23 protein-coding genes and 1 other RNA gene are annotated in these 20,407 nt (G+C 32.3%); 16 read left to right on the top strand and 8 right to left on the bottom strand.

All coding sequences use genetic code 11. From position 1 onward, the window contains the following. Positions 1–14 precede the first annotated feature (14 nt). Positions 15–431 (bottom strand): DNA polymerase III subunit gamma/tau, encoded by a 417-nt coding sequence (locus AC3ITQ_RS19910; protein WP_489235864.1) that lies wholly within the window; start codon positions 429–431, stop codon positions 15–17. Positions 432–682: 251 nt separating this feature from the next. Continuing rightward, positions 683–1,768 carry a DNA polymerase III subunit gamma/tau gene (gene dnaX, locus AC3ITQ_RS19905; RefSeq protein ID WP_489235863.1) on the bottom strand — a complete coding sequence of 362 codons (1,086 nt, stop codon included), beginning with the start codon at positions 1,766–1,768 and terminating at the stop codon, positions 683–685. 257 nt (positions 1,769–2,025) lie between these two features. Between dnaX and AC3ITQ_RS19900 the strand changes: the two genes are divergently transcribed. From AC3ITQ_RS19900 to AC3ITQ_RS19875, 6 genes are all read left to right on the top strand, one after another. Continuing rightward, positions 2,026–2,820, top strand: coding sequence for a hypothetical protein (locus AC3ITQ_RS19900; protein WP_489235862.1), 795 nt, complete (start codon positions 2,026–2,028; stop codon positions 2,818–2,820). A gap of 10 nt (positions 2,821–2,830) precedes the next feature. Further along, the gene (locus tag AC3ITQ_RS19895; RefSeq protein ID WP_489235861.1) at positions 2,831–3,334 is read left to right on the top strand and encodes a LemA family protein; all 504 of its coding nucleotides are present in this window, start codon (positions 2,831–2,833) and stop codon (positions 3,332–3,334) included. Between the two features lie 46 nt (positions 3,335–3,380). Further along, positions 3,381–3,878 carry a hypothetical protein gene (locus tag AC3ITQ_RS19890; protein WP_489235860.1) on the top strand — a complete coding sequence of 166 codons (498 nt, stop codon included), beginning with the start codon at positions 3,381–3,383 and terminating at the stop codon, positions 3,876–3,878. Between the two features lie 148 nt (positions 3,879–4,026). Further along, positions 4,027–4,512 (top strand): cupin domain-containing protein, encoded by a 486-nt coding sequence (locus tag AC3ITQ_RS19885; protein ID WP_489235859.1) that lies wholly within the window; start codon positions 4,027–4,029, stop codon positions 4,510–4,512. Positions 4,513–4,609: 97 nt separating this feature from the next. Beyond that, on the top strand, positions 4,610–5,092 hold the full coding sequence (locus AC3ITQ_RS19880) for a BON domain-containing protein (RefSeq protein ID WP_489235858.1): 483 nt from the start codon (positions 4,610–4,612) through the stop codon (positions 5,090–5,092). A 7-nt stretch (positions 5,093–5,099) separates the two neighbouring features. Next, positions 5,100–5,471 (top strand): LysM peptidoglycan-binding domain-containing protein, encoded by a 372-nt coding sequence (locus AC3ITQ_RS19875; RefSeq protein WP_489235857.1) that lies wholly within the window; start codon positions 5,100–5,102, stop codon positions 5,469–5,471. Between the two features lie 335 nt (positions 5,472–5,806). On the opposite strand, the gene AC3ITQ_RS19870 is transcribed toward AC3ITQ_RS19875, so the two are convergent. After that, positions 5,807–6,100: an SH3 domain-containing protein gene (locus tag AC3ITQ_RS19870; RefSeq protein WP_489235856.1), complete on the bottom strand. Its 294-nt coding sequence runs from the start codon at positions 6,098–6,100 to the stop codon at positions 5,807–5,809. 123 nt (positions 6,101–6,223) lie between these two features. Between AC3ITQ_RS19870 and rnpB the strand changes: the two genes are divergently transcribed. The 3 genes from rnpB to AC3ITQ_RS19855 all read left to right on the top strand — a co-directional run bounded on the left by rnpB (position 6,224) and on the right by AC3ITQ_RS19855 (position 8,835). Continuing rightward, an RNA gene (rnpB, locus tag AC3ITQ_RS19865) (RNase P RNA component class A) lies at positions 6,224–6,539 on the top strand. Between the two features lie 30 nt (positions 6,540–6,569). After that, complete coding sequence (locus AC3ITQ_RS19860; RefSeq protein WP_489235855.1) at positions 6,570–7,820, top strand: cation:dicarboxylate symporter family transporter; 1,251 nt, start codon at positions 6,570–6,572, stop codon at positions 7,818–7,820. 100 nt (positions 7,821–7,920) lie between these two features. Continuing rightward, complete coding sequence (locus tag AC3ITQ_RS19855) at positions 7,921–8,835, top strand: ketopantoate reductase family protein (RefSeq protein WP_489235854.1); 915 nt, start codon at positions 7,921–7,923, stop codon at positions 8,833–8,835. A 1-nt stretch (position 8,836) separates the two neighbouring features. Here AC3ITQ_RS19855 and AC3ITQ_RS19850 read toward each other — a convergent pair whose 3' ends face one another. Next, a complete protein-coding gene (locus tag AC3ITQ_RS19850) occupies positions 8,837–9,031 on the bottom strand; it encodes a hypothetical protein (RefSeq protein ID WP_489235853.1) in 195 nt (64 codons plus the stop codon). A 224-nt stretch (positions 9,032–9,255) separates the two neighbouring features. On the opposite strand from AC3ITQ_RS19850, the gene AC3ITQ_RS19845 reads away from it, so the two are divergent. Beyond that, positions 9,256–9,798, top strand: a complete 543-nt coding sequence (locus AC3ITQ_RS19845; protein WP_489235852.1) for a hypothetical protein — start codon at positions 9,256–9,258, stop codon at positions 9,796–9,798. 33 nt (positions 9,799–9,831) lie between these two features. On the opposite strand, the gene AC3ITQ_RS19840 is transcribed toward AC3ITQ_RS19845, so the two are convergent. Together AC3ITQ_RS19840 and AC3ITQ_RS19835 are read right to left on the bottom strand one after the other, a co-directional pair. Further along, positions 9,832–10,521: a response regulator transcription factor gene (locus AC3ITQ_RS19840; RefSeq protein WP_489235851.1), complete on the bottom strand. Its 690-nt coding sequence runs from the start codon at positions 10,519–10,521 to the stop codon at positions 9,832–9,834. Between the two features lie 10 nt (positions 10,522–10,531). Further along, positions 10,532–11,890, bottom strand: coding sequence for a sensor histidine kinase (locus AC3ITQ_RS19835; RefSeq protein WP_489235850.1), 1,359 nt, complete (start codon positions 11,888–11,890; stop codon positions 10,532–10,534). A gap of 285 nt (positions 11,891–12,175) precedes the next feature. Between AC3ITQ_RS19835 and AC3ITQ_RS19830 the strand changes: the two genes are divergently transcribed. The 3 genes from AC3ITQ_RS19830 to AC3ITQ_RS19820 all read left to right on the top strand — a co-directional run bounded on the left by AC3ITQ_RS19830 (position 12,176) and on the right by AC3ITQ_RS19820 (position 15,678). Next, positions 12,176–14,290 (top strand): TonB-dependent receptor domain-containing protein, encoded by a 2,115-nt coding sequence (locus tag AC3ITQ_RS19830; protein ID WP_489235849.1) that lies wholly within the window; start codon positions 12,176–12,178, stop codon positions 14,288–14,290. Positions 14,291–14,377: 87 nt separating this feature from the next. Continuing rightward, positions 14,378–14,812 (top strand): transposase, encoded by a 435-nt coding sequence (locus tag AC3ITQ_RS19825; protein ID WP_489234806.1) that lies wholly within the window; start codon positions 14,378–14,380, stop codon positions 14,810–14,812. Next, positions 14,812–15,678 carry an IS3 family transposase gene (locus tag AC3ITQ_RS19820; RefSeq protein ID WP_489234807.1) on the top strand — a complete coding sequence of 289 codons (867 nt, stop codon included), beginning with the start codon at positions 14,812–14,814 and terminating at the stop codon, positions 15,676–15,678. Before AC3ITQ_RS19825 ends, AC3ITQ_RS19820 begins: the two co-directional genes overlap by 1 nt. Positions 15,679–15,734: 56 nt before the next feature. Here the strand turns inward: AC3ITQ_RS19820 and AC3ITQ_RS19815 are convergent, their stop codons facing one another. Together AC3ITQ_RS19815 and AC3ITQ_RS19810 are read right to left on the bottom strand one after the other, a co-directional pair. Next, positions 15,735–16,340 carry an RsmD family RNA methyltransferase gene (locus AC3ITQ_RS19815; protein WP_072976100.1) on the bottom strand — a complete coding sequence of 202 codons (606 nt, stop codon included), beginning with the start codon at positions 16,338–16,340 and terminating at the stop codon, positions 15,735–15,737. Further along, positions 16,337–17,158 carry a DUF3822 family protein gene (locus tag AC3ITQ_RS19810; protein ID WP_489235848.1) on the bottom strand — a complete coding sequence of 274 codons (822 nt, stop codon included), beginning with the start codon at positions 17,156–17,158 and terminating at the stop codon, positions 16,337–16,339. The genes AC3ITQ_RS19815 and AC3ITQ_RS19810 overlap by 4 nt, the downstream gene beginning before the upstream one ends. A gap of 341 nt (positions 17,159–17,499) precedes the next feature. On the opposite strand from AC3ITQ_RS19810, the gene AC3ITQ_RS19805 reads away from it, so the two are divergent. From AC3ITQ_RS19805 to ygiD, 3 genes are read left to right on the top strand one after another with little or no spacing between them, the layout of a single operon-like run. Continuing rightward, on the top strand, positions 17,500–18,924 hold the full coding sequence (locus AC3ITQ_RS19805; RefSeq protein ID WP_072976103.1) for an ATP-dependent DNA helicase: 1,425 nt from the start codon (positions 17,500–17,502) through the stop codon (positions 18,922–18,924). A 56-nt stretch (positions 18,925–18,980) separates the two neighbouring features. Further along, positions 18,981–19,517, top strand: coding sequence for a hypothetical protein (locus AC3ITQ_RS19800; RefSeq protein ID WP_489235847.1), 537 nt, complete (start codon positions 18,981–18,983; stop codon positions 19,515–19,517). A gap of 45 nt (positions 19,518–19,562) precedes the next feature. Then, positions 19,563–20,393, top strand: coding sequence for a 4,5-DOPA-extradiol-dioxygenase (gene ygiD / locus AC3ITQ_RS19795; protein WP_489235846.1), 831 nt, complete (start codon positions 19,563–19,565; stop codon positions 20,391–20,393). The last annotated feature ends 14 nt before the right edge of the window (positions 20,394–20,407 follow it).

The following is a 20,407-nucleotide window of genomic DNA, read 5'->3' as shown; positions in this document are numbered from 1 at the left end:
ATTACGAACAAAAACTAAGTATGCAAATCCAATCCAAAGGTTGTACGTAAGAGTTCAATATTTGGGTTGATTTCTAATAATCGGTTATAACGATCCTGATCATTAAAACTTCTTTTGGTTTCTATTGCTTCATTCACAATAATTTCAATTGTAATATCGTGATTGTGCAAATGCCCTCTCAAATGTCCTAAAAGCCCGTTTAGCTGACTTTCAAAATCTAGTTTCGAACCTTCGTTTGGCAATTCAAGTGTAATTTGGGTGCCGTTTAATTTTGGATCGTTAATCAAAAGTAACGATTCCATAATTTTGAAACCTTTTTCACCAAGACGTTGTGCATATTTGTTCCACTGTACTAACATTTCTGTTTCTGTAAAGTCTTCTGTAGGTAAAACTGAAGTAGGTTTTACATATGATTTGTTGCTTTCTTCCATTTCTTTTTTCGCACGAATACTCGCGAGAGAAAAAGCAGAAACCTTTTTAGGTTGATTTTCAGTTGAAGATGTATTTTCAACAGTAGCAGAAACTGGATTTTCAGCGTTTGCAGTTGAAACTATTTCTTCTTTTTGTTGATTTAAAGCTTCAGAAGAATTATTTGAAGTTTCAGTTTGACTTTCGACTTTCGACTTTTGACCTTTGACTTCAACTATAGAATAACCTCCATTTTTAAAGTAAGTAGGCGGAATTATGAATTGCTCAACTTTTTTTTTTCTCCATCAAAGTTGATAGAGGCTAATTGCATCAAACATAATTCGACCAAAAGACGTTGGTTTTGACTTAGTTTGTATTTTAAATCGCAGTCGTTGGCAATGTCGATTCCTTTTAATAAAAAGTCCTGAGAGCATTTTTGAGCCTGAACACCATACATTTGTTGTGCTTGTTCACCAACTTCAAGTAAACTCAAAGTTGCAGGCGTTTTGCTTACTAATAAATCTCTAAAGTGCGAAGCCAGACCAGCAATAAAATGATGCCCATCAAAACCTTTTGCCAGAATATCATTGTAAGCTAATAAAAGATCCGGAATTTTATTTTCTAAAAGTAAATCTGTAATGCTAATATAAGTTTCGTAATCTAAAACATTTAGGTTTTCGGTTACAGCCTGACGTGTTAAATTACTTCCGCAATAGGAAACTACACGGTCAAAAATAGATAAAGCGTCACGCATGGCACCATCAGCTTTTTGAGCAATAATGTGCAAAGCATCATCTTCAAAATTGATCCCCTGACTTGTTGCAACTTCTGCCAAATGTTCTTTAGCATCTTTTACTGTAATTCTTTTGAAATCAAATATCTGGCAACGCGATAAAATCGTTGGAATAATCTTGTGTTTCTCTGTTGTTGCTAAAATGAAAATAGCATGTTTTGGCGGTTCTTCTAATGTTTTCAAAAAAGCATTAAAAGCTGCCGAAGACAACATATGAACCTCGTCAATAATATAGACTTTATATTGCCCAGTTTGGGGTGGGATTCTAACCTGATCAATAAGGTTACGGATATCATCAACCGAGTTGTTTGAAGCTGCATCTAACTCAAAAACGTTAAAAGCAAAATCTTCATTTGGATCGTCATATCCTGGCTGATTTATTTTACGTGCCAAGATACGTGCGCAGGTCGTTTTTCCAACACCACGCGGTCCGGTGAATAAAAGGGCAGAAGCAAGATGGTTGCTGTCAATAGCATTTAGCAAAGTGTTGGTAATGGCTTTCTGACCTACAACATCCTTAAAGGTTTGTGGGCGATATTTACGAGCCGATACTACAAATTGTTCCATATTCTTTTTTATTCGATAGCAAATATAGGGTATAATTTAATGATTTGAAAATTTAAAAATTGAAAGATTTCATGTGTTTTGAACATTAAAAAGTAATCTGTTTTTTTAGAGAATGTTGCGTTTTTAAATTGAAGTTTTTTGCTTTAATTATTTCTAATGAAATATTGTTTGATTACTATTTTGTAATAAAAAATGTACTATTTTTAATCCCAAACAAATTAATATTTTGATAAAGGAATTAAATATAATTAGTATTTATGAACGCAAAACAAATAGTTAAATTAAGTAACATCATCGGAATAACTTCAATACTTTTATTGGTTTATTGGGTTTTTACTTTTATAATGATTCAGGTTTTTGGTTTAAAAGTATTTAGAGAAAACATGACCGAAACTTTTTATTTAAGTGTTTTAGGAATTCTTGCTTTAATGACTGGTTCGTTGATCGTTAATCTAATGTTTAATTTAACCAGAATAGCCGAAAGACACAATCAAGACACTCTAAATACTAAATCAAATAAAATAAGATTTATAGTCTTACTTTTAATTTTTCCTTTGATTGCCATAATTTTATTTGGAGGAGATTATTTGACTTCTGCCAAAAAGGAAAAATTATTAGTTGCGTCTGCTAAATCTATTATCGAAACCAATAAATCAAGTAGTGACAAAGTGGTAAACTATACTTTTTCCGAAAGCTACATTAAAGAAACTGCAGCGATTTTAGAAGTTTTATCAGGAACAGATAAAAACTTTCCGAGTGTAACAGTTATTGTTAAAGATTCGATTAAAGGTTCACCGGTTTACTTGGGCTTTAATGAATATTATAATGGAAATCTGAAAGATACAATACACCCACAAAAAGCGGACTATATTTACAAAACAACCCAAGAAGAAAGAGACTATTTAAACAGCGTTTTTACAAAAAAAAGCGAAGAAATACGCTATAGTTCGCATGATGGAACATATGAATTATTTTATCCTTATAAGAAAAATGGAAAAAACATTATATTGTATTTTTCTGAGCAACAACGTTATGGTAAATTGGGCCGCTAATTAAGTGAATATGAAAAATATAATTTTTGTAACGGTATTTTGTTTTTTGCAAAGTTTAAACCTTTTGGCTCAGAATGAATCCGAAATTAATCAAAAATGGATAGCACTAAAAGATCAATTTAAACATAAAACAGAGGTAGTTGCTGAATTTACATCTAAGCTTCAAAATTCAAAAATAATAGATAAAAAGGAATTAGAACAAACTAGTTTTTATGCTAGCGAATTTGGTAAAATATGTGAGAATAAAGTATTAAATAAAGATATAGTTGGTAAAGTAAAACAAGCAAATGACTTATTGAATACCCATTTGGTAAGGACTTTAGTTAATTTGGAATCTGATTTTAAACTCAAAACGCAGGAATCAATACTTTCATTATATGATCAATTAACCGCTGTGGAAAATCAGATTTTGGTAGCCATCAAAAAGTATAATGAAGTGTGCATAAAACAAAATAGAAAAGAAGTAATATTCGAAATTCATAGTGAAGATCGAGCGGCTTCAATTAAATTTTGATATTTTTCCTTTCATAGAATTGATTCTAAAATTAATTATCACAAAAATGCATCAATATAATTTCAGTAAAAATATTTTAAAATTAAAAGTTAAAAAATCTCCCTTTGCAGTCAGAATTGTAATGTTCTTTTTTGCATTTGCTTTTTTTGTATTTCCAATTGCGGGAACGATGGTTGGTATATTAACGAGAAGGGGATTGCATTTTGGTTATTTTATTGGAATAGGTTTATTTTCATTAATGGGATTTTACCTTCTTCGACTTTCACTTTGGAATACGTATGGTGAAGAAACTATTGAGATATTAGAAAGTAAGATCGTTTATGAAGCTAACTATGGATGGTTTAAAGATGGAAAGAAAGAATTTGCAATTACGAATCCTAATTATTCATTTAAAGCAGTAGGTTATGAAGAAGACAATGAAGGTGTTCTGATTATTTTTTCTGATGAATCGAAAATGGAATCAGTGGTAAAAATGCCTGCTTCTGCTTTAGAAGAATTGATTTGGATTTTACAGCCTGTAAATAATGAAGTATTGGGTAATTAAAATGAAAAAAATAATTATTACCGGAGCAATTGTTTTTGGAATTTTTCTAGTTTTTATTGGATTAATTATATTCTATTTTTTGAATGTATTTAGTTTTAATTTTGAGTAAATCGAAAAATTGAATCGCTAGAACTAAAAACAGTTAAAAATGAAAACTCCAAACCCAATCATAACCGTCAACGAATCCGAAGGCCAAAAACTAAAAATAGCAGGAGGCGATTACCGAATTATAATCTCAGGAAAACAAACCAATGGAGAATATGCCGTAATCGAAATGTCGGTTCCTCCGCGTGCGGGGCCTAATCCACATTCGCATGCTGATTTTACAGAAACGTTTTTTGTGCTGGAAGGCGAAGTTTCTTTTAAATCAGAATTAGGAAGTTATGTCGCCAAAAAAGGTTCTTTCGTCAATATTCCAAAAGGCGGAATTGTACACGGTTTTAAAAATCTTTCCAACGAACCGGCTAAACTCTTGTGCACCGTCACACCAGCCGGATTAGATGATTTATTTGAAGAAATAGCGGAGTATCTTGAAACAGCTTCTTCAAATACAGAAAATGAAACAAAAGAAAAATTAAATTTCCTCTTCAAAAAATACGGACAGCAAATGTTTCCTCCTGATTATTTAAACTAAAAAAACTGGAAAAAATATAAATTTGATAACATAATTGTGTAAAATGTTGATTTTTAATTTTTTAACTTTAAAGTTACTAAACTAAAAAAATATCATTATGAAAATTAAATCAATTTTATTAGGAATGAGCTTTGCTTTTCTATTGGTCGCCTGCGGTCCTAAAGACGCCGATATTGAAAAAGAGATAGATGCAAAAATCAGTGGTTTGGCGGGAGTTTATGTCACGGTTGTAAAAGGTGTTGCTACTATTTCGGGTACTTGTCAGGATGATAGCGTTAAACAAAATGCGGAGAGTATTGTAAAAGGAGTGAAAGGCGTAAAATCAGTGGTTAATAATTGCGAGATTTTAGCCGAGGAACCTGTAGCCGCGGAACCTGCTCCGGTTGAAATTAATCCAGACACTGTTTTGATAACTTCTGTTAATGAGGTGGTGAAAGCTTATAGTGGTGTTAGTGCTAGTGTTGCTAATGGTGTTGTAACACTTACAGGAGAAATTAAACGCAGTCAATTAGCACCTTTAATTCAAAGTGTTCAGGAATTGAAACCTAAAAAAGTAGAAAACAAATTAACTATTAAATAATGATGTTATGAGTTTACAAGAGAAATACAAAGAGTTAACAGATTTAGCTTCTACTTTGGGTGTAGCAAATTTACAAGTTAGAGAACAGGATAATGTATTGTATATTGACGGTACAGTAAAGTCTGCAGCTGATAAAGAGAAACTTTGGGATAGTTACGGAACATTAGACCCTGATTACAGATCAGCAGATGTGGTTATGAATATTGAAGTAACAGAAGGAACTACTACAGAATACACCGTAAAAAGCGGCGATTCGTTATCCAAAATAGGAAAAGATCATGGCGTGTCGTGGCAGGATATTTTCGAAGCCAATAAAGATATTATTAAAAACCCAGACCTGATTCAGCCGGGTTGGAAATTGAAGATACCAACTTCGTAATTTAATTGCGGGTCGTTTTGAAAGTCTGTCATTTTTATGACGGACTTTTTTGTTTTAACCGCTTTAATTAACCGCAAAGAGCGCAAAGGGTTTGCGCAAAGGGCGCAAGGTTTTTATTCTAATTTTATGTCATTGCGAGGAACGAGAAATCACATTACGAATTTACAGTTCGTTCTCTCTGGATGTGATTTCTCGTTCCTCGAAATGACAAGATTGTGGTCAAAATAAAACATCTTATGAAACTGAGTGCCCTAGCCCTGATGGGAGGGAAAATCCTTTTGTGCCGGGGTTCGGCACAAAAGATTGGAAGGACAGCAGGATTAGCTCCTGAAAAATCACCTTCCCTTTATACTCAATTCAAATAAAAATTTTGCGGTTTCCTGATCGGAGTCGGCGGAGAAACCTGCTACATAAACGCCCTTTTTGCCCGAATTCGATTTAATTCCGTATACAACTGCCTCATCGCCTGGATCTGAATCCCCTTCGTATCGATACACATGTACAATTTCAAATTTTTCAGGATTTTTTTTAATCGCGTCAGCATTGCGATTAAAATCACATGTAAATCCTTTTTCATGAAGTTGGTCCAAAGCTTTTGAAACAGTTGCGTAGTGATACATTCTTGTCATGATAATTGATTTAAAAATTAAGGATTTTAAAGGTAACCAATTTAAAATTAAATTGTTATGAAAAATTTATAAAAATCGGAAATTTAAATGGCTGATTCTTCGTTGATAAATCGCTACTTTTGCACCGCAGACCGCCTTATCGTCGCTCAATTCGTTGGGGGGAGGAAAGTCCGGACACCACAGAGAAGCATAGCGGGTAACCCCCGTCGGTGTTAGAAATAACGCAAGGACAAGTGCAACAGAAAGTATGTACAGGTAATGCTGTAGTGAAACCAGGTAAACTCTATGCGGTGAAATACCAAGTATATCAGCATTTAAGGGCTTCTCGTCCGTTGTTGAAGGGTAGGTAGCTTGAGTCCAGTAGTAATGCTGGATCTAGATAAATGATAAGGCCCTGATTTATCAGGGACAGAATCCGGCTTATAGGTCTGCATTTTTTATATATTTGTGAAAGCACTAAATCTCATTCATGAATATAACTACTCCAAATCCTTCTCCGAAAATTAAGAAAAGCACTTTTCATGCTATCATTACCAATCTTACTTTTTGGGTTTTAATCGCCATTATTGCCGGTGTTTTGCTCGGACATTTTTCGCCTGAGAATGGTGTAAAAATGGAAATTGTCGGAAAAACATTTGTCGACATTATCAAACTATTTATTGGACCGATTATATTTCTTACGATTGTTTTGGGAATTTCGGGAATGGGAAACCTGAAAAAGGTGGGCCGAATTGGAGTGAAAGCTTTGTTTTATTTTGAAGTGGTTTCGACGATTTCATTGGCCATTGGGGTTGGCGTTGCCTATTTTTTTCAACCTGGCAAAATTGATAAATCAGGTTTGGCTTTACAAGATGCGAGCAAATACACGAACCATGCTGCAGAGAATTTTTCGTGGCTGCAGTTTTTCCTTTCTAATTTTACATTACAGGTTCTTTTGGCGGCGATTGTTTGCGGAATAGCCTTGAATTTTTATCAAAAAAGAGAACAGACAATTTTGGTTCTAGAACGTTTCTCAAAAGTAGTTTTTACGGGCTTAAAATATGTGATGTATCTGGCTCCAATAGGTGCATTTGGAGGAATGGCTTATACAATTGGTAAATTTGGATTGCAAACTTTAATTCCGCTTGGAAAATTGATGCTTTGCGTTTATCTAACGATGGCTTTATTTGTGTTTCTGGTTTTAGGAACTCTTCTGAAATATTACAAAATCAAAATTTTATCCATTTTAAAATACATTAAAGAAGAACTTTTGTTAGTTCTCGGAACCTCTTCTTCTGAAGCCGCTTTGCCAAGTATTATGGTGAAACTGGAACAAATGGGCTGCAGTAAATCTGTTGTTGGTTTGGTGATTCCGACAGGTTATTCTTTTAATCTGGATGGAACTTCGATTTATTTGTCGATGTCGGTTATATTTCTTGCGCAGTTGTATGACGTGCATTTGAGTTTTGCCGAGATTCTGAGCGTAATTGGGATTTTAATGATTACTTCAAAAGGAGCTGCGGGCGTAACCGGAAGCGGATTTATTGTCTTAGCTTCTACGTTAACGGCGATTCATAAAATTCCGGTGGAAGGATTGGCTTTTTTATTGGGCGTTGATAAATTTATGAGTGAAGCCAGAGCAATTACAAACTTAATTGGAAATACAGTGGCAACGATTATAATTTCGAAAACAGAACACGATTTTACGGAGCTGAATTTGGAGCCTGTTGCAGAGGAATAATGTTTTTTTTTGCCGCAAAGACACAAAGACACTAAGTTTTTGCTTTTGTTTGATTGTAGCTTTGTGACTTAGCGCCTTTGTGGCATTTTATTATTATACTATGAAAAGAATTGGAATTTTAGGACTTGGTGGAGTAGGCGGATATTTCGGTGGACTTTTGGCGAAAGCCTATTATAACTCTGCTGATATTGAGGTTGTTTTTATTGCCAGAGGCGCAACAAAAGAAGCCATCGCCGAGAATGGATTGAAAATTATTAATGATGATTCTGAAATTGTTGCGTACCCAAAACTGGTTTCAAATGATCCTGATGAAATAGGTGTTTTAGACTATTTAATTTGTGCCACCAAAACGTATGATATTAAAGAAAGTTTGCTTTCGCTGCACAAATGTATTACTTCAAAAACTGTAATTCTTCCTTTATACAATGGTGTTGACGCTCCAGAACGTATCAAAAAAATATTTCCTGAAAATGATATTTTACAAGGTTGTGTTTATATTGTTTCCATGATTGCCTCGCCGGGAACGATTAGAAAAATGGGCTTTTATGAAAAGCTTTTTTTTGGTTCAAAAACAACTTCAATTGCTAAATTAGAAGAACTGCAAAATATCCTTCAAAAAGCTAAAATTGAAAGTTATCTGGTTGAAAATATTGAGGAAACGGTTTGGGAGAAATTTATTTTTATTTCAGCATTGGCTTCAGCCACTTCTTATCTGAATCAGAATATTGGCGAAATTCAAAAGAAAAAGAAATCTATGAAAGTTTATGTAGAATTGCTTCATGAAATTGAAGCGATCGCAAAAGCAAAAGGCTTGCAATTGCCAGATGATATTGTAAATCAAACTATTATTAAGCTTGAAAAATCGCCTAAAGAAGCTACTTCATCGATGCACAGAGATTTGCTGGCAAATCGAAAAACAGAAGTAACTTCGTTGACACAATTTGTAGTCAACGAAGGTTTAAAATATGGTGTTGCAACTCCTCTTTATGAAAAGATCGCAAATGCATTATTATGATCTATGATTCGTCTTTTGTAGTACGAACTAGACTAATTCCGGAGGTAAAGAAAACGATTCCTAGTATTCCGTAAATAATAAGCGATTTAATATCACGTGTTCCTCCTGTAGTATCAGCAAAAATAACTGCTGTGTAAATAAGACCTACAATTCCAAGAATTGTAAGTATTCCTCCAAATAATCTTTTTAGGTTCATGATTTTGATTTTTAATGTTTATCAAATTTACTTTCTAAAAACTTTACGGCTGTTATACAATTACTTAGAGAACTTATATGATTTGCAGTAGAAATCGTGCGGTATAGAATCGATTGACTTTAGGATAAAGCAGTTACTTAATATACTGTAAGAAAATTTTTTATTTTTTAATTTGATTATATCGTTTAAATGCTATTTTTGCCACAACTATTTAAAAACCACCAATGAAGAAAAATTACCTATTCGCTATTTTATTTGCCTTTTTAATTAATGCATCTTACGCACAGGATGAAGCAGTGACATCTGTTCAAAAAAATCAATTTAAAGTTAATATGTTTTTGCCAGGTTTCGTTTGGGAACATGGTTTTGACGCTAAAAACACTTTATACTCTGAAGCTAGTTTAGGTTTAGGATTCTCATCAAATTCTAATGAGTCAAATTTTGCGTTTTTTCCGCAAATCGTTGAGCAATTTCGTCATTACTACAATCTTGAAAAAAGAGCGGCTAAAGGAAAGAGAACCGCATTTAATTCTGGAAATTATCTTGGCTTAGTAGCCGCTTATAATTTTGAATCTATTTCGACGAATGATAAATATAATGAAGCAGTTCCTTCCTTTACAGTAGGCGCGCTTTGGGGATTACAGCGTACTTACAAAAGAAAGTTTAATCTGGAATTTAGCGCAGGTCCCGGAGTGAATTTTGATAAATATGATACTGAATTTGTGCCTCTGGTAAACTTTACCTTAGGCTGGGTAATTGGAAATTAGTTGTTATAAATAGAATAGAAAAGCCTTGATTTATCAAGGCTTTCCTATTTTAAATTCCAGTCCAATATTACGAACACTTTCAATTCTGATTTTTGGATCTGAATTAAAATATTTTCTAAGCCTGCTGATAAAAACATCCATACTGCGTCCTGAGAAATAATCGTCTTTTTTCCAGACAGACATTAAAATTTGGTCTCTCTTTAATAACTGGTTATGGTTTAGATACAAATACTCAATAAGAGAAGCTTCCATTTCTGTGAGCTGCTGTACGTGATTTTTATTGTTGAGGGTTAATCTTTCATTATCAAAAATATAAGAACCAATTTCAATTATATTATTCCCTTCCAGACTTCTCTTTTGTTCAATTCTCTTTAAAATATTCTGTAAACGCAGAATCAGTTCGTCGACTTCAAAAGGTTTTATGATATAGTCGTCTGCACCTAATTTTAATCCGATTATTTTGTCTTCTTTTAACTTTCTTGCTGTCAGAAAAATAAATGGAATTTCAGGATTGATCGTGATTACTTTTTCGGCCAGTGAAAAGCCGTCCATTTTAGGCATCATTACATCAAAAATACAAATATCAAAAGTCTGGTTTTTAAAATAGTCTAAAGCTATTTCTCCATTTTCTGCCCAGACTACTTCGAATTGATGCAGTTCTAAATATTGTTTTAAAATGGCTGCAAAATCAAAATCGTCTTCAGCTAAAAGTAGTCTTTTCAAAATAAGGTATTTAAACTTTTAATAAAATAGTAAACTCGGTTCCTTTTCCTAAATCACTCACAACTTTAACAGTGCCCTGATGCGCTTTTATAATTTGGTCTACATAATAAAGGCCTAAACCTAAGCCTTTTGTGTTGTGCAGGTTTCCTTGTTGTACGCGATAAAATTTATCAAAAAGAAGTGACTGTTTGTTCTTTTCAATTCCGATTCCGTCATCTTCAATACTGATCGAAAATTGATTTTCTATGATTCTGGTTTTTATGGTAATCGTTTTTGAACCATATTTTACAGCATTTTCCAGAACATTTAAAAAAGCGGTTGTCAGATGGAATTTATCTAAAATCAAAATGGTTTTCTGCGTTTGAAAATCGGTTTTAAGATTAATTTTTGGAAAAGTAATTTTAAAATCATTTACAATGGATAGCAGAAAATCTTCGGTTTCTATTTTTTCTTTCTGTAATTCAATTTCATTTTCGGCCAAAGAATTCGCCATAACCTGATCAATCAGATTTTGTAAACGATTATTCTGACGCGAAATCGTATTAACAATTATATTGAAATTTTCATCGTTTTCACGAATGTTTTTCTGTTCTAAAATTTTAGTAGAGATGCCTAAAGTTGCCAAAGGTGTTTTAAGTTCGTGCGTTATATTATTGATAAAATCAGTTTTGACATCACTTACTTTTTTCTGTTTGATTAAAGCTTTAATGGCAATTACAAAAAGTGTTATGAGCGTTACAATGGAAAGTAAGGATAAGATCAGAATGAAAGTCATTCTTCTTAAAATAATCATTTCCCAATCAATAACAGAAACGTACATAGAGTCTTCTGTTAATAATTTATAGTCCTGATTTTCAAAAGTTCCGTTGGTGGTTCCAACATAATTTCGAACTAGAAAGGCATTATTTAAAGAGGCTAAATTACCATATAATTTATTACTGATAAAAGGTTTTTCAGAGAATATGGTATCAGCTTTTTTACTGTTTTTATACAGAATATATTTGTTGAGAACGATGGCAAAATCGATTTTTAGATTTGGTAAATCTCTTTCAAATTTTCGTTTGATTTTCTGTGTTAATGCATCACTAAATTCACTCTTAAGAATGGCTTTCTTAATCTCAATCTTATTCGTTTTACCCTGAAGATAATTCTCTGATAATGATTTGTATAGTGCTTCTTTTTTAGCTACAAGAACCGAATCAATATCGCTGTAATTATTTGAAATCTGAGCGATTTCATTTTTGATTTCCGTATGAAACTGCGCCACTTTATAATCGTAAGTGGTTTTTACCAAATAGCATTGCACCGTTGACAAAACGATTAACGCGACAACTGAAAATGTTATTAATAAATTGATTCTTTGTTTCATTGTTTTATTAGCCCGTGGATGAAACGGATTATTTTATTTTTCACGCAGATTTAAAAATGATTTTAGCAGATTAAAATTGATCTTTTTAAATCTGCTTCAATCTGCATAATCTGCGTGAAATTAATGCACGCTGACCACTAAAATCTGCGGGCAAATTTTCTCATCCCAAAAATAAAGCTTTTATGATACAATTTCAGCATTAACCCCGCATTAACCTTCAATTAACTTTCACAACCTTTTTTTAGAAGCACTTTTGCAGTCAATGTAAACCAAAATCTTTTTAAAATGAATGTTTATTTGCCTTTAAAACTTTTTATAATCCTATTGCTTTTCTTTTTTTCTCTTTTAGGAAATGCCCAAAATAAAATACCAAATGATAGTATTTCGAATAACCTGAAGGAAGTTGTTATCACTCAAAATAAAAAGGCATTTTCGAATCAAAATGGGAATATAAAATTGGATGTTGCCAATTCTATTTACAATTCGATTCCAAATCCAATTGATTTGTTGGCTAAATTGCCGACAATTCAAATTAGTTCAGATAGAGAAAGTATTTCGGTTGTAGGTAAAGGATCTCCTCTGATTTATATAGATGGACAAAAAGCAACGATGAGCGATTTGAATGCTTTGTCAGTTGCTGATATAAAAACGATCGAAATTATCAAGAATCCATCTTCAAAATATGAAGCTGAAGGCAGGGCGGTTATTTTAATTGCAAGGAAATTGAGCAAGAAAGACAGTTTTAGAACTGAAATTACTGAAGTTGCGTCTTTCAAAAAAAACTATAATAATTATTTAGGATTCAATTCGAGTTTCAAGAAGAACAAATTAGAATGGAAGGCTAATTTCAATTACAATCGTCGAAATCCTTGGGAGAACCATAATATTTCTTATGAAATTCCGCAAGCTTCAATTGTTTCCAATTATGATGTTACAGCAAATTCGCATATTCATCAGTATATTTTTGGAGGAGGTTTGTTTTATAAAATAAATGAAGAGGATTATTTTTCGGTTAATGCTAACGGAAACCGAAGGAATGATACTTTTGACATTGATACTTTTACTTTTAATAAAAATCAAAGTGACGTCAACAATGTTTTTACGTTCAGTGAAAATTCAAGTAAAAAGAATTTTGCAAATGCGTTTCTTAATTATTCTAAAAAGCTGAAATTTATCGATACAAAGCTTTTTGCAGGTTTTCAGTATTCCAATTTTAATCAGCATTTGTTAAGTTTGGTTCAAAATAATTTTAATGAAACCCAGCCTGAACTATCACAAAATCGGGATCAAAAATTTAAGGTAGATGTTTTTTCAGGACGTATAGATTTAGAAAAAAAGTTTAAAAATGAAATGAATCTGGAATATGGCGCACTTTATTTAAAAGCCATTTCTAAATCAGATTCTGATATTTTTGATTTTGACAAAAATGAAAATACCTTTCTAAATTATGATTTTAAAGAAGAAAATTTAGCTGCCTATATACAGTTTTCGAGCAAGATAAAAAAGATTGATTTTTCTTTAGGATTAAGAGTAGAAAACACCAAAGTAAAAGGGCAATTTAAAAGCGATATTTCTCCATTGATTGATAAAAATTATACGAATATTTTTCCGAAAGCAACTTTTACATTTCCCATTGACAGTACAAAAAGCATTAATATAAATTATGCCAAAAGTATTATAAGGCCTAATTATTCTTCTTTGAGTCAAATTGCAACGTACATAAATCCCTATTTTATTTATGGGAACAATATAAATCTGAATCCCACATTTAATGATGAAATTTCGACACTTTTTCAATATCATGATAAAACTATTAAACTAAGTTATTATCAAAATCGAAATCCAGTTTATCGCAGTTTTATATTTGATGATCAAACGAATGTTTTGACTTTTACTGAAATCAATTTCAAAAAAGAAACTGGTTTTAATATTGATTTTACTTTACCTTTTACTTATAAAACTTGGACGACAACAAATTCGCTAATTTTCATAAAAAATAAAATTGAAGATGATGCTGCATTGCTCAATTCATCAAAACCCTATTTATATTATTACTCCAATAATGAATTTAAATTACCCAAAGAATTTACTTTTGCTTTTTCATTTTGGGGAATGACAAAGCAAAGAGAAGGCGTTTTTGAAAGACGAGCCAATTTTGTATTTGATATGTCGCTGGTAAAAACTTTTGGCAAAAATTGGAGTTGCATTTTAAGTTATAATGATATCTTCAAAAATACAATTTATGCTGAAAAGTTCACGATAAACAATATAAGTTCAAAATCAAGATATTTGGTTGATGCAAATGAAATTTCTATTTCGGTCAAATATACTTTTGGAAAAATTAAGGAAACGGAATTCAAAGAAAAAACCGTTGATGAAAACCAAAACAGAGTTCGATAAAAATAAAAAAGTCCCTTGATTTTCAAGGGACTTTTTTATGATCTAAAATGTCTTGTCCTGAAATAGCGATACACAAAAAGTATCATTATGGAAAAAGATCAACAATTGCGCTATGTAAAGCGTACACAGAAAGATTACACTATGGCTTTTAAGCTTCAAATTGTTCAGGAAATAGAACAAGGGAGAACTTCAATTTCGCAAGTTAAAAAAGATTATGCCATTCAGTCCCGTTCTACAATCGTTCAATGGCTTCGGAAATTTGGTAACTTTGATTGGGACAATCAAACACCTCTTACTATGTCAAAATCTCCTGAACAAAAAATAATGGAACTTGAAGCCAAAGTGAAGTTATTAGAAAGACAAAAAGCATTTTTAGAACAGCAGGCTTATGTTGCTGATAAAAAGGCTATTATTTTTGATATGATGATTGATATAGCTGAAAAAGAATATCAAATTGACATCCGAAAAAACTCACCACCCGAACAATCGACCATTTTAAAGAAGAACATCAACAAACAATAATGTTTGCCTGTACTTTGTTCGGGATAGACAGACAGGTTTATTATCGAAGAATAAAAAGAACCAGTTCCAGACAGCATCTGGCTTCAGAAGTTATCAGCCTGGTTCTTGGAATTAGACAGACAATGCCCCGAATAGGAGCAAAAAAACTGTATTATCTTTTAAAAGTTCAATTGCATCAACTCAAAATCGGTAGAGATAAATTTATCAATATACTTAGAGCAAATCATTTGTTGATAATGCCTAAACGTTCTTATCACATAACAACAAACTCTCATCACCGATTTAGAAAGCATCAAAATCAAATATTAGATTTACAGATCCGCAGACCTGAGCAAGTCTGGGTATCAGACATAACTTATATTGGGAAAAGAGATAATCCTTGTTATTTAAGTCTAATAACAGATGCTTACTCTAAAAGAATAATGGGCTTTAATGTGGCAGATAACATGAATACTCAAAGTACCTTAACGGCTTTAAAAAATGCAATAAAACAACGCAGTGATAAAGACTCAGTATTAATCCATCATTCCGATAGAGGACTACAGTATTGTTCTGATCAATATCAAAAACTATTAAATCAAAACAATATAAAATGCAGCATGACTCAAAACTCGGATCCATATGAAAATGCAGTGGCAGAGAGAATAAATGGAATTCTAAAACAAGAATTTAATATTGATAAGTTTAATCAGCAGATTGCTGTGATGAAGGCGCTAGTGAAAAATGCAATTGATATTTATAATAATAAAAGACCACATTACTCTAATTATATGCTCACCCCTAATCAAATGCACCAACAAAACATAATACAGATGAGAACTTATAAAAGAAAAACACCTGTAAAAAAAGTTCTTACAGGTGTTTAATTAAAGATATTTGTCTAATAATCTGTATCGATTATTTAGGACTAGTCAAAAGGAAATTATCCCTCGTCTTCTTCAGTAACTTTTTTTAATGAATCATCTGGTAATTCTTCATCGTCGTCTGTCGAATTTAATTCGAAGAAACTAAAAAAGGAACCACCATAACTTTTCTGGAAAGAGAAATTACTCAAATGCTCCATTTTGGTGTATTTGGAATGTTCGATAATCATCATGCCATCTTCGTGCAATAAATCTCTTTCGAAAACCGTCAGCACAATTTTTTCAAATGCAGCCTGATCTAATCCGTAAGGCGGATCGGCAAAGATAATATCGTAAGAAGTTTTGCAGTTTTCCAAGAATTTATAAACATCGCTTTTAGTCGCAGCGATATCAAAATCATATTCTGATGAAACTTGTTTGATGAATTTTACACAACCGAAATCTCCGTCAACAGAGGTAATGGGTGCACTTCCGCGTGAAGCGAATTCAAAGCTAATATTGCCAGTTCCAGAAAATAAATCTAAAACTTTTAAACTGTCAAAACTAAAATGATTGTTCAAAACATTAAATAATGCTTCTTTACTCATGTCAGTTGTAGGTCTTACAGGAAGGTTTTTTGGCGGAAAAATGCGGCGTCCTTTGTATTTTCCAGAAATGATTCTCATGATTGAAATAAGATATAATGTTTTTGATTTTGTGCAGTAGAAAAGTTATTTTTCTCTTGTAATGTGCTTACATCTAAGAAGGAAACATTACGAATGTATTTATACGCTATGGTATAAAAAGGGTCGTTTTTTTCGATAGTACCCAACAATTCGAGTGGAAAAATCTCAGGATTTAAATTCGATTGTTCGGCTGTAAAAAGCAGGTAGTAAATAAAATCTTCCGGGGTATTATATTCAAAAGAATTGAATAATAACAACTTTTGGTTTTGAACTACGATAATTTCAAAATGCTCCGGATTAAAATTAACGATCATTTTTTTGTCATCGTTATTTCGTGAAGCGTCAAGAATTTTTTCGACTAAAATGCTGTTAACATGTTTATAGTCAAAAGATCCAACATTGTCAATCAGGAAATTATTGATGTTTACATACGGAATGTAAACGGCATTCATTTCGTAATTTGAAATAGTGTCGAAGGTAAAAAAATCAGTTTCGAAAACTTTTGTATTGTATTGCAAATAGCTGCCCAGATAATTTTCATCAAAAAGAGCAGTTGGAACAAAAGTGGAAAGATTGTTATTATGAATCACCATAATTTCGTCGTAAGTGTCTTTCAGTTCCGGATATTTTTTAAAAGCATCACTAAAGGATTCTTCAATTTTGGTCGCCTTTTTAGTGGGATCAAATTGAACTTCATTAAAAGAAGTAATGGTATTATTTAAGGTATCAAAACAACAAAAAGAAAATCCGGTCAGGGAAACCTGAATAGAAAGCTTTTTATAATTTTTTGATGTAATATTAGTATTTTGAAATGCCATAATTTGATTTTCAATTCATTACCTGTTGTAGTGTCAAGAAGGAATTTAATTCGAACACAAACTTACAAATTAAAAAGCAAGAATAATAATTGCAATTTCAAAAAACAATTTAATATACATTTTAAGGCAATGTTAAGTTTTTTCTCCACCATATAAGAGATATAAGTTCAATTAATTTCTGATTTTAAGTATTCTTATATTTACTCTAGATCATTTTGAATTAAAAGCGATTATCAGGCTGTGCTTAACTGAACTTATATCACTTATATGGTGGAAAATATTGGTTTTTGAAATTGAAATTGCCATTTAAAAAACCGTACTTTGTTGTTCAATTTTACCCTATGAATTCAGCACTGTTTTACGGCGTTTTACAAAGAAAATTTCCTTTTGCTCCCACCTATAAACAAGATATTTTTTTTCAAAAAATTGCCATCTTTTTAACCGAACCGGCAAACGATACCATTTTTGTACTGAAGGGGTATGCCGGAACCGGAAAAACAACGGTGATTTCGACTATTGTAAATAATCTGGGAGAAATTAATAAGAAGTATGTTTTGCTGGCACCAACGGGTCGCGCGGCAAAAGTAATTGCCAATTATTCCAATACACCTGCATTTACGATTCATAAAAAAATATATTTTCCTAAAAAGTCCTCTGGTGGAGGCGTGGCTTTTACAAAACAGGTAAATAAACATAAAAACACGATTTTTATCGTCGATGAGGCTTCGATGATTTCTGACAGTAATTCGGATTCGAAATTGTATGATAACGGATCGCTTTTAGATGATTTGATTCAGTATGTTTATTCCGGAACTAATTGTAAAATGATTCTTTTGGGAGATACTGCCCAGCTGCCTCCGGTTAATTTAGATATTAGTCCAGCACTTGATATTCAAACTTTAGGAATTCATTACGATAAAGAAGTTGAACATATCGAATTAGACGAAGTAATGCGTCAGGAAGAAAATTCCGGGATTTTATACAATGCAACCGAATTACGTGAATTATTGAAAGAAAGTTTTATTACGGAGTTTAAGTTCAATGTAAAAAAGTTCAAGGATATCGTTCGTTTGACCGACGGTTATGATATTCAGGATGCGATAAATACAGCATACAGTAATTATAGTATTGAAGATACAGCCTTTATTGTGCGCTCGAATAAAAGAGCGAATCAATACAACGAGCAAATCAGAACCCGAATTTTGTTTAAAGAAAGTGAACTTTCGGTAGGTGATTTTTTGATGGTGGTAAAAAATAATTATTTCTGGCTGAAGGAAACAGATGAAGCCGGATTTATTGCCAACGGAGATATTATTGAAGTGTTGGAAATGTTCGGAATTAAAGAACTATACGGATTTACTTTTGCCAAAGTAAAAATCAGAATGGTCGATTATCCTGATCAGAAACCTTTTGAAACAGTTTTGCTTTTGGATACAATAAAAAGTGAATCTCCGTCATTAACTTATGAAGAATCCAATCGCTTGTACGAAGAAGTGATGAAAGATTATGAAGATGAAAGTACAAAATATAAGAAGTTTCAAAAAGTAAAAGAAAACGAATATTTTAACGGCTTGCAAGTGAAATTTTCCTATGCCATAACCTGTCATAAATCGCAGGGAGGGCAGTGGGACACCGTATTCATCGAACAGCCATATTTACCAAACGGAATCGATCGCGATTATATTCGATGGTTGTATACGGCAATGACACGTGCTAAAAATAAGTTATATTTGATAGGATTTAAAGACGAAAGTTTTGAGGAGTAAAGTTTTGCCACGAATTTCACGAATTAGCACGAATTATTTAATGTCAATTAGTAATAATGAAAAAAATACTTTTAGTTCTTATATTAATTAGTTTAAGTTGCTCGAAGAAACAAGATTTTAAGATTGAAGAAAAGGATAAACCAATAGTTTTCTTTGATCCAATTACTTTGGGTAGTAGTGGAGTGGATGCTGGTTTAAAAATCGATGCTCGTTTTAGTGAATGTGGAGAGTGGGGTGGGCATCATGAAGATTTAAAAATATTTGCTAAAGAAGGAAATTATAAAGATTGTTTTTTGAATTATATCAAAACGGATATTGATTGTGAAAAGCGAGATAATAATGGACATAATATAGAAACAATTGTTGTTCAAAAAACAATCAAATTAACAGATTCGAATAAAAAATCAATAATTGAATATATGAAAAGAATGATTGACTCTAAAGCAGGGGAAAGATTCCCAGGACATGCAGGAGATTCATTTTCAATTATAAATTCTGATTCAACTTTTTTAATTAAAGTTTACGATTATAATTCTAAAAATTCAAAAAGTTATAATCAACTATTAACTGAATTAAGGCTTTCCAAAAAATAATTAGTGAAAAATTAGTGAAATTAGTGGCAAAAGAATCTATACAAAATGACAACTCTAAACGACTTACATTCGATTTCCTCTACGTTTTCGAATACAGATAAAATGCCGGTTTTGTTTTTAGGACACGGAAGTCCGATGAACGCCATTGAAGAAAATCAGTTTGTGGCCGGTTTTCGAAATCTGGCTAAAACATTGCCACAACCAAATGCGATTTTATGTATTTCGGCGCATTGGTTTACGAATGGAACCAAAGTAACCTCGATGCAAATGCCAAGAACCATTCATGATTTTGGTGGTTTTCCGCAGGCACTTTTTGATGTTCAATATCCTGCAAAAGGAAGTCCGGAATTGGCTGTAGAAACTAAGAAAATATTAGAACCTGTACATGTTGATTTAGATGAACATTGGGGTTTAGATCACGGTGCCTGGAGCGTAATAAAACATTTATATCCAGAAGCAAATGTTCCCGTAATTCAGTTGAGTATTGATTATACCAAATCGGGACAATATCATTTTGAGTTAGCTCAGAAATTACAATCACTTCGTCATAAAGGTGTTTTGATTATCGGAAGCGGAAACATTGTTCATAATCTTCGTTTAGTAGATTTTAGAAATTTTGATAAAGACAATTATGGTTTCGATTGGGCTATTGAAGCCAGAGAAACAGTAAATAATTATTTATTGGATGGAAATTTCCAGCCTTTAATAGATTTCGAAAAAATGAGCAAAGCCGTGCAGATTGCAATTCCAACTCCTGATCATTATTTACCTTTGTTGTATACTCTGGGTTTAAAAGAAAAGTCAGAAGAATTGAACTTGTTTAATGATAAATTATTGGCGGGTTCGTTGAGTATGACATCTGTAAAAATTATGTAATAATACTTCGTGAA

The sequence above is a fragment of the Flavobacterium sp. KH_001 genome (assembly GCF_057840745.1).
Note: the sequence above shows the minus strand (reverse complement) of the source record. Positions and strands in the feature narration are given on the sequence as shown.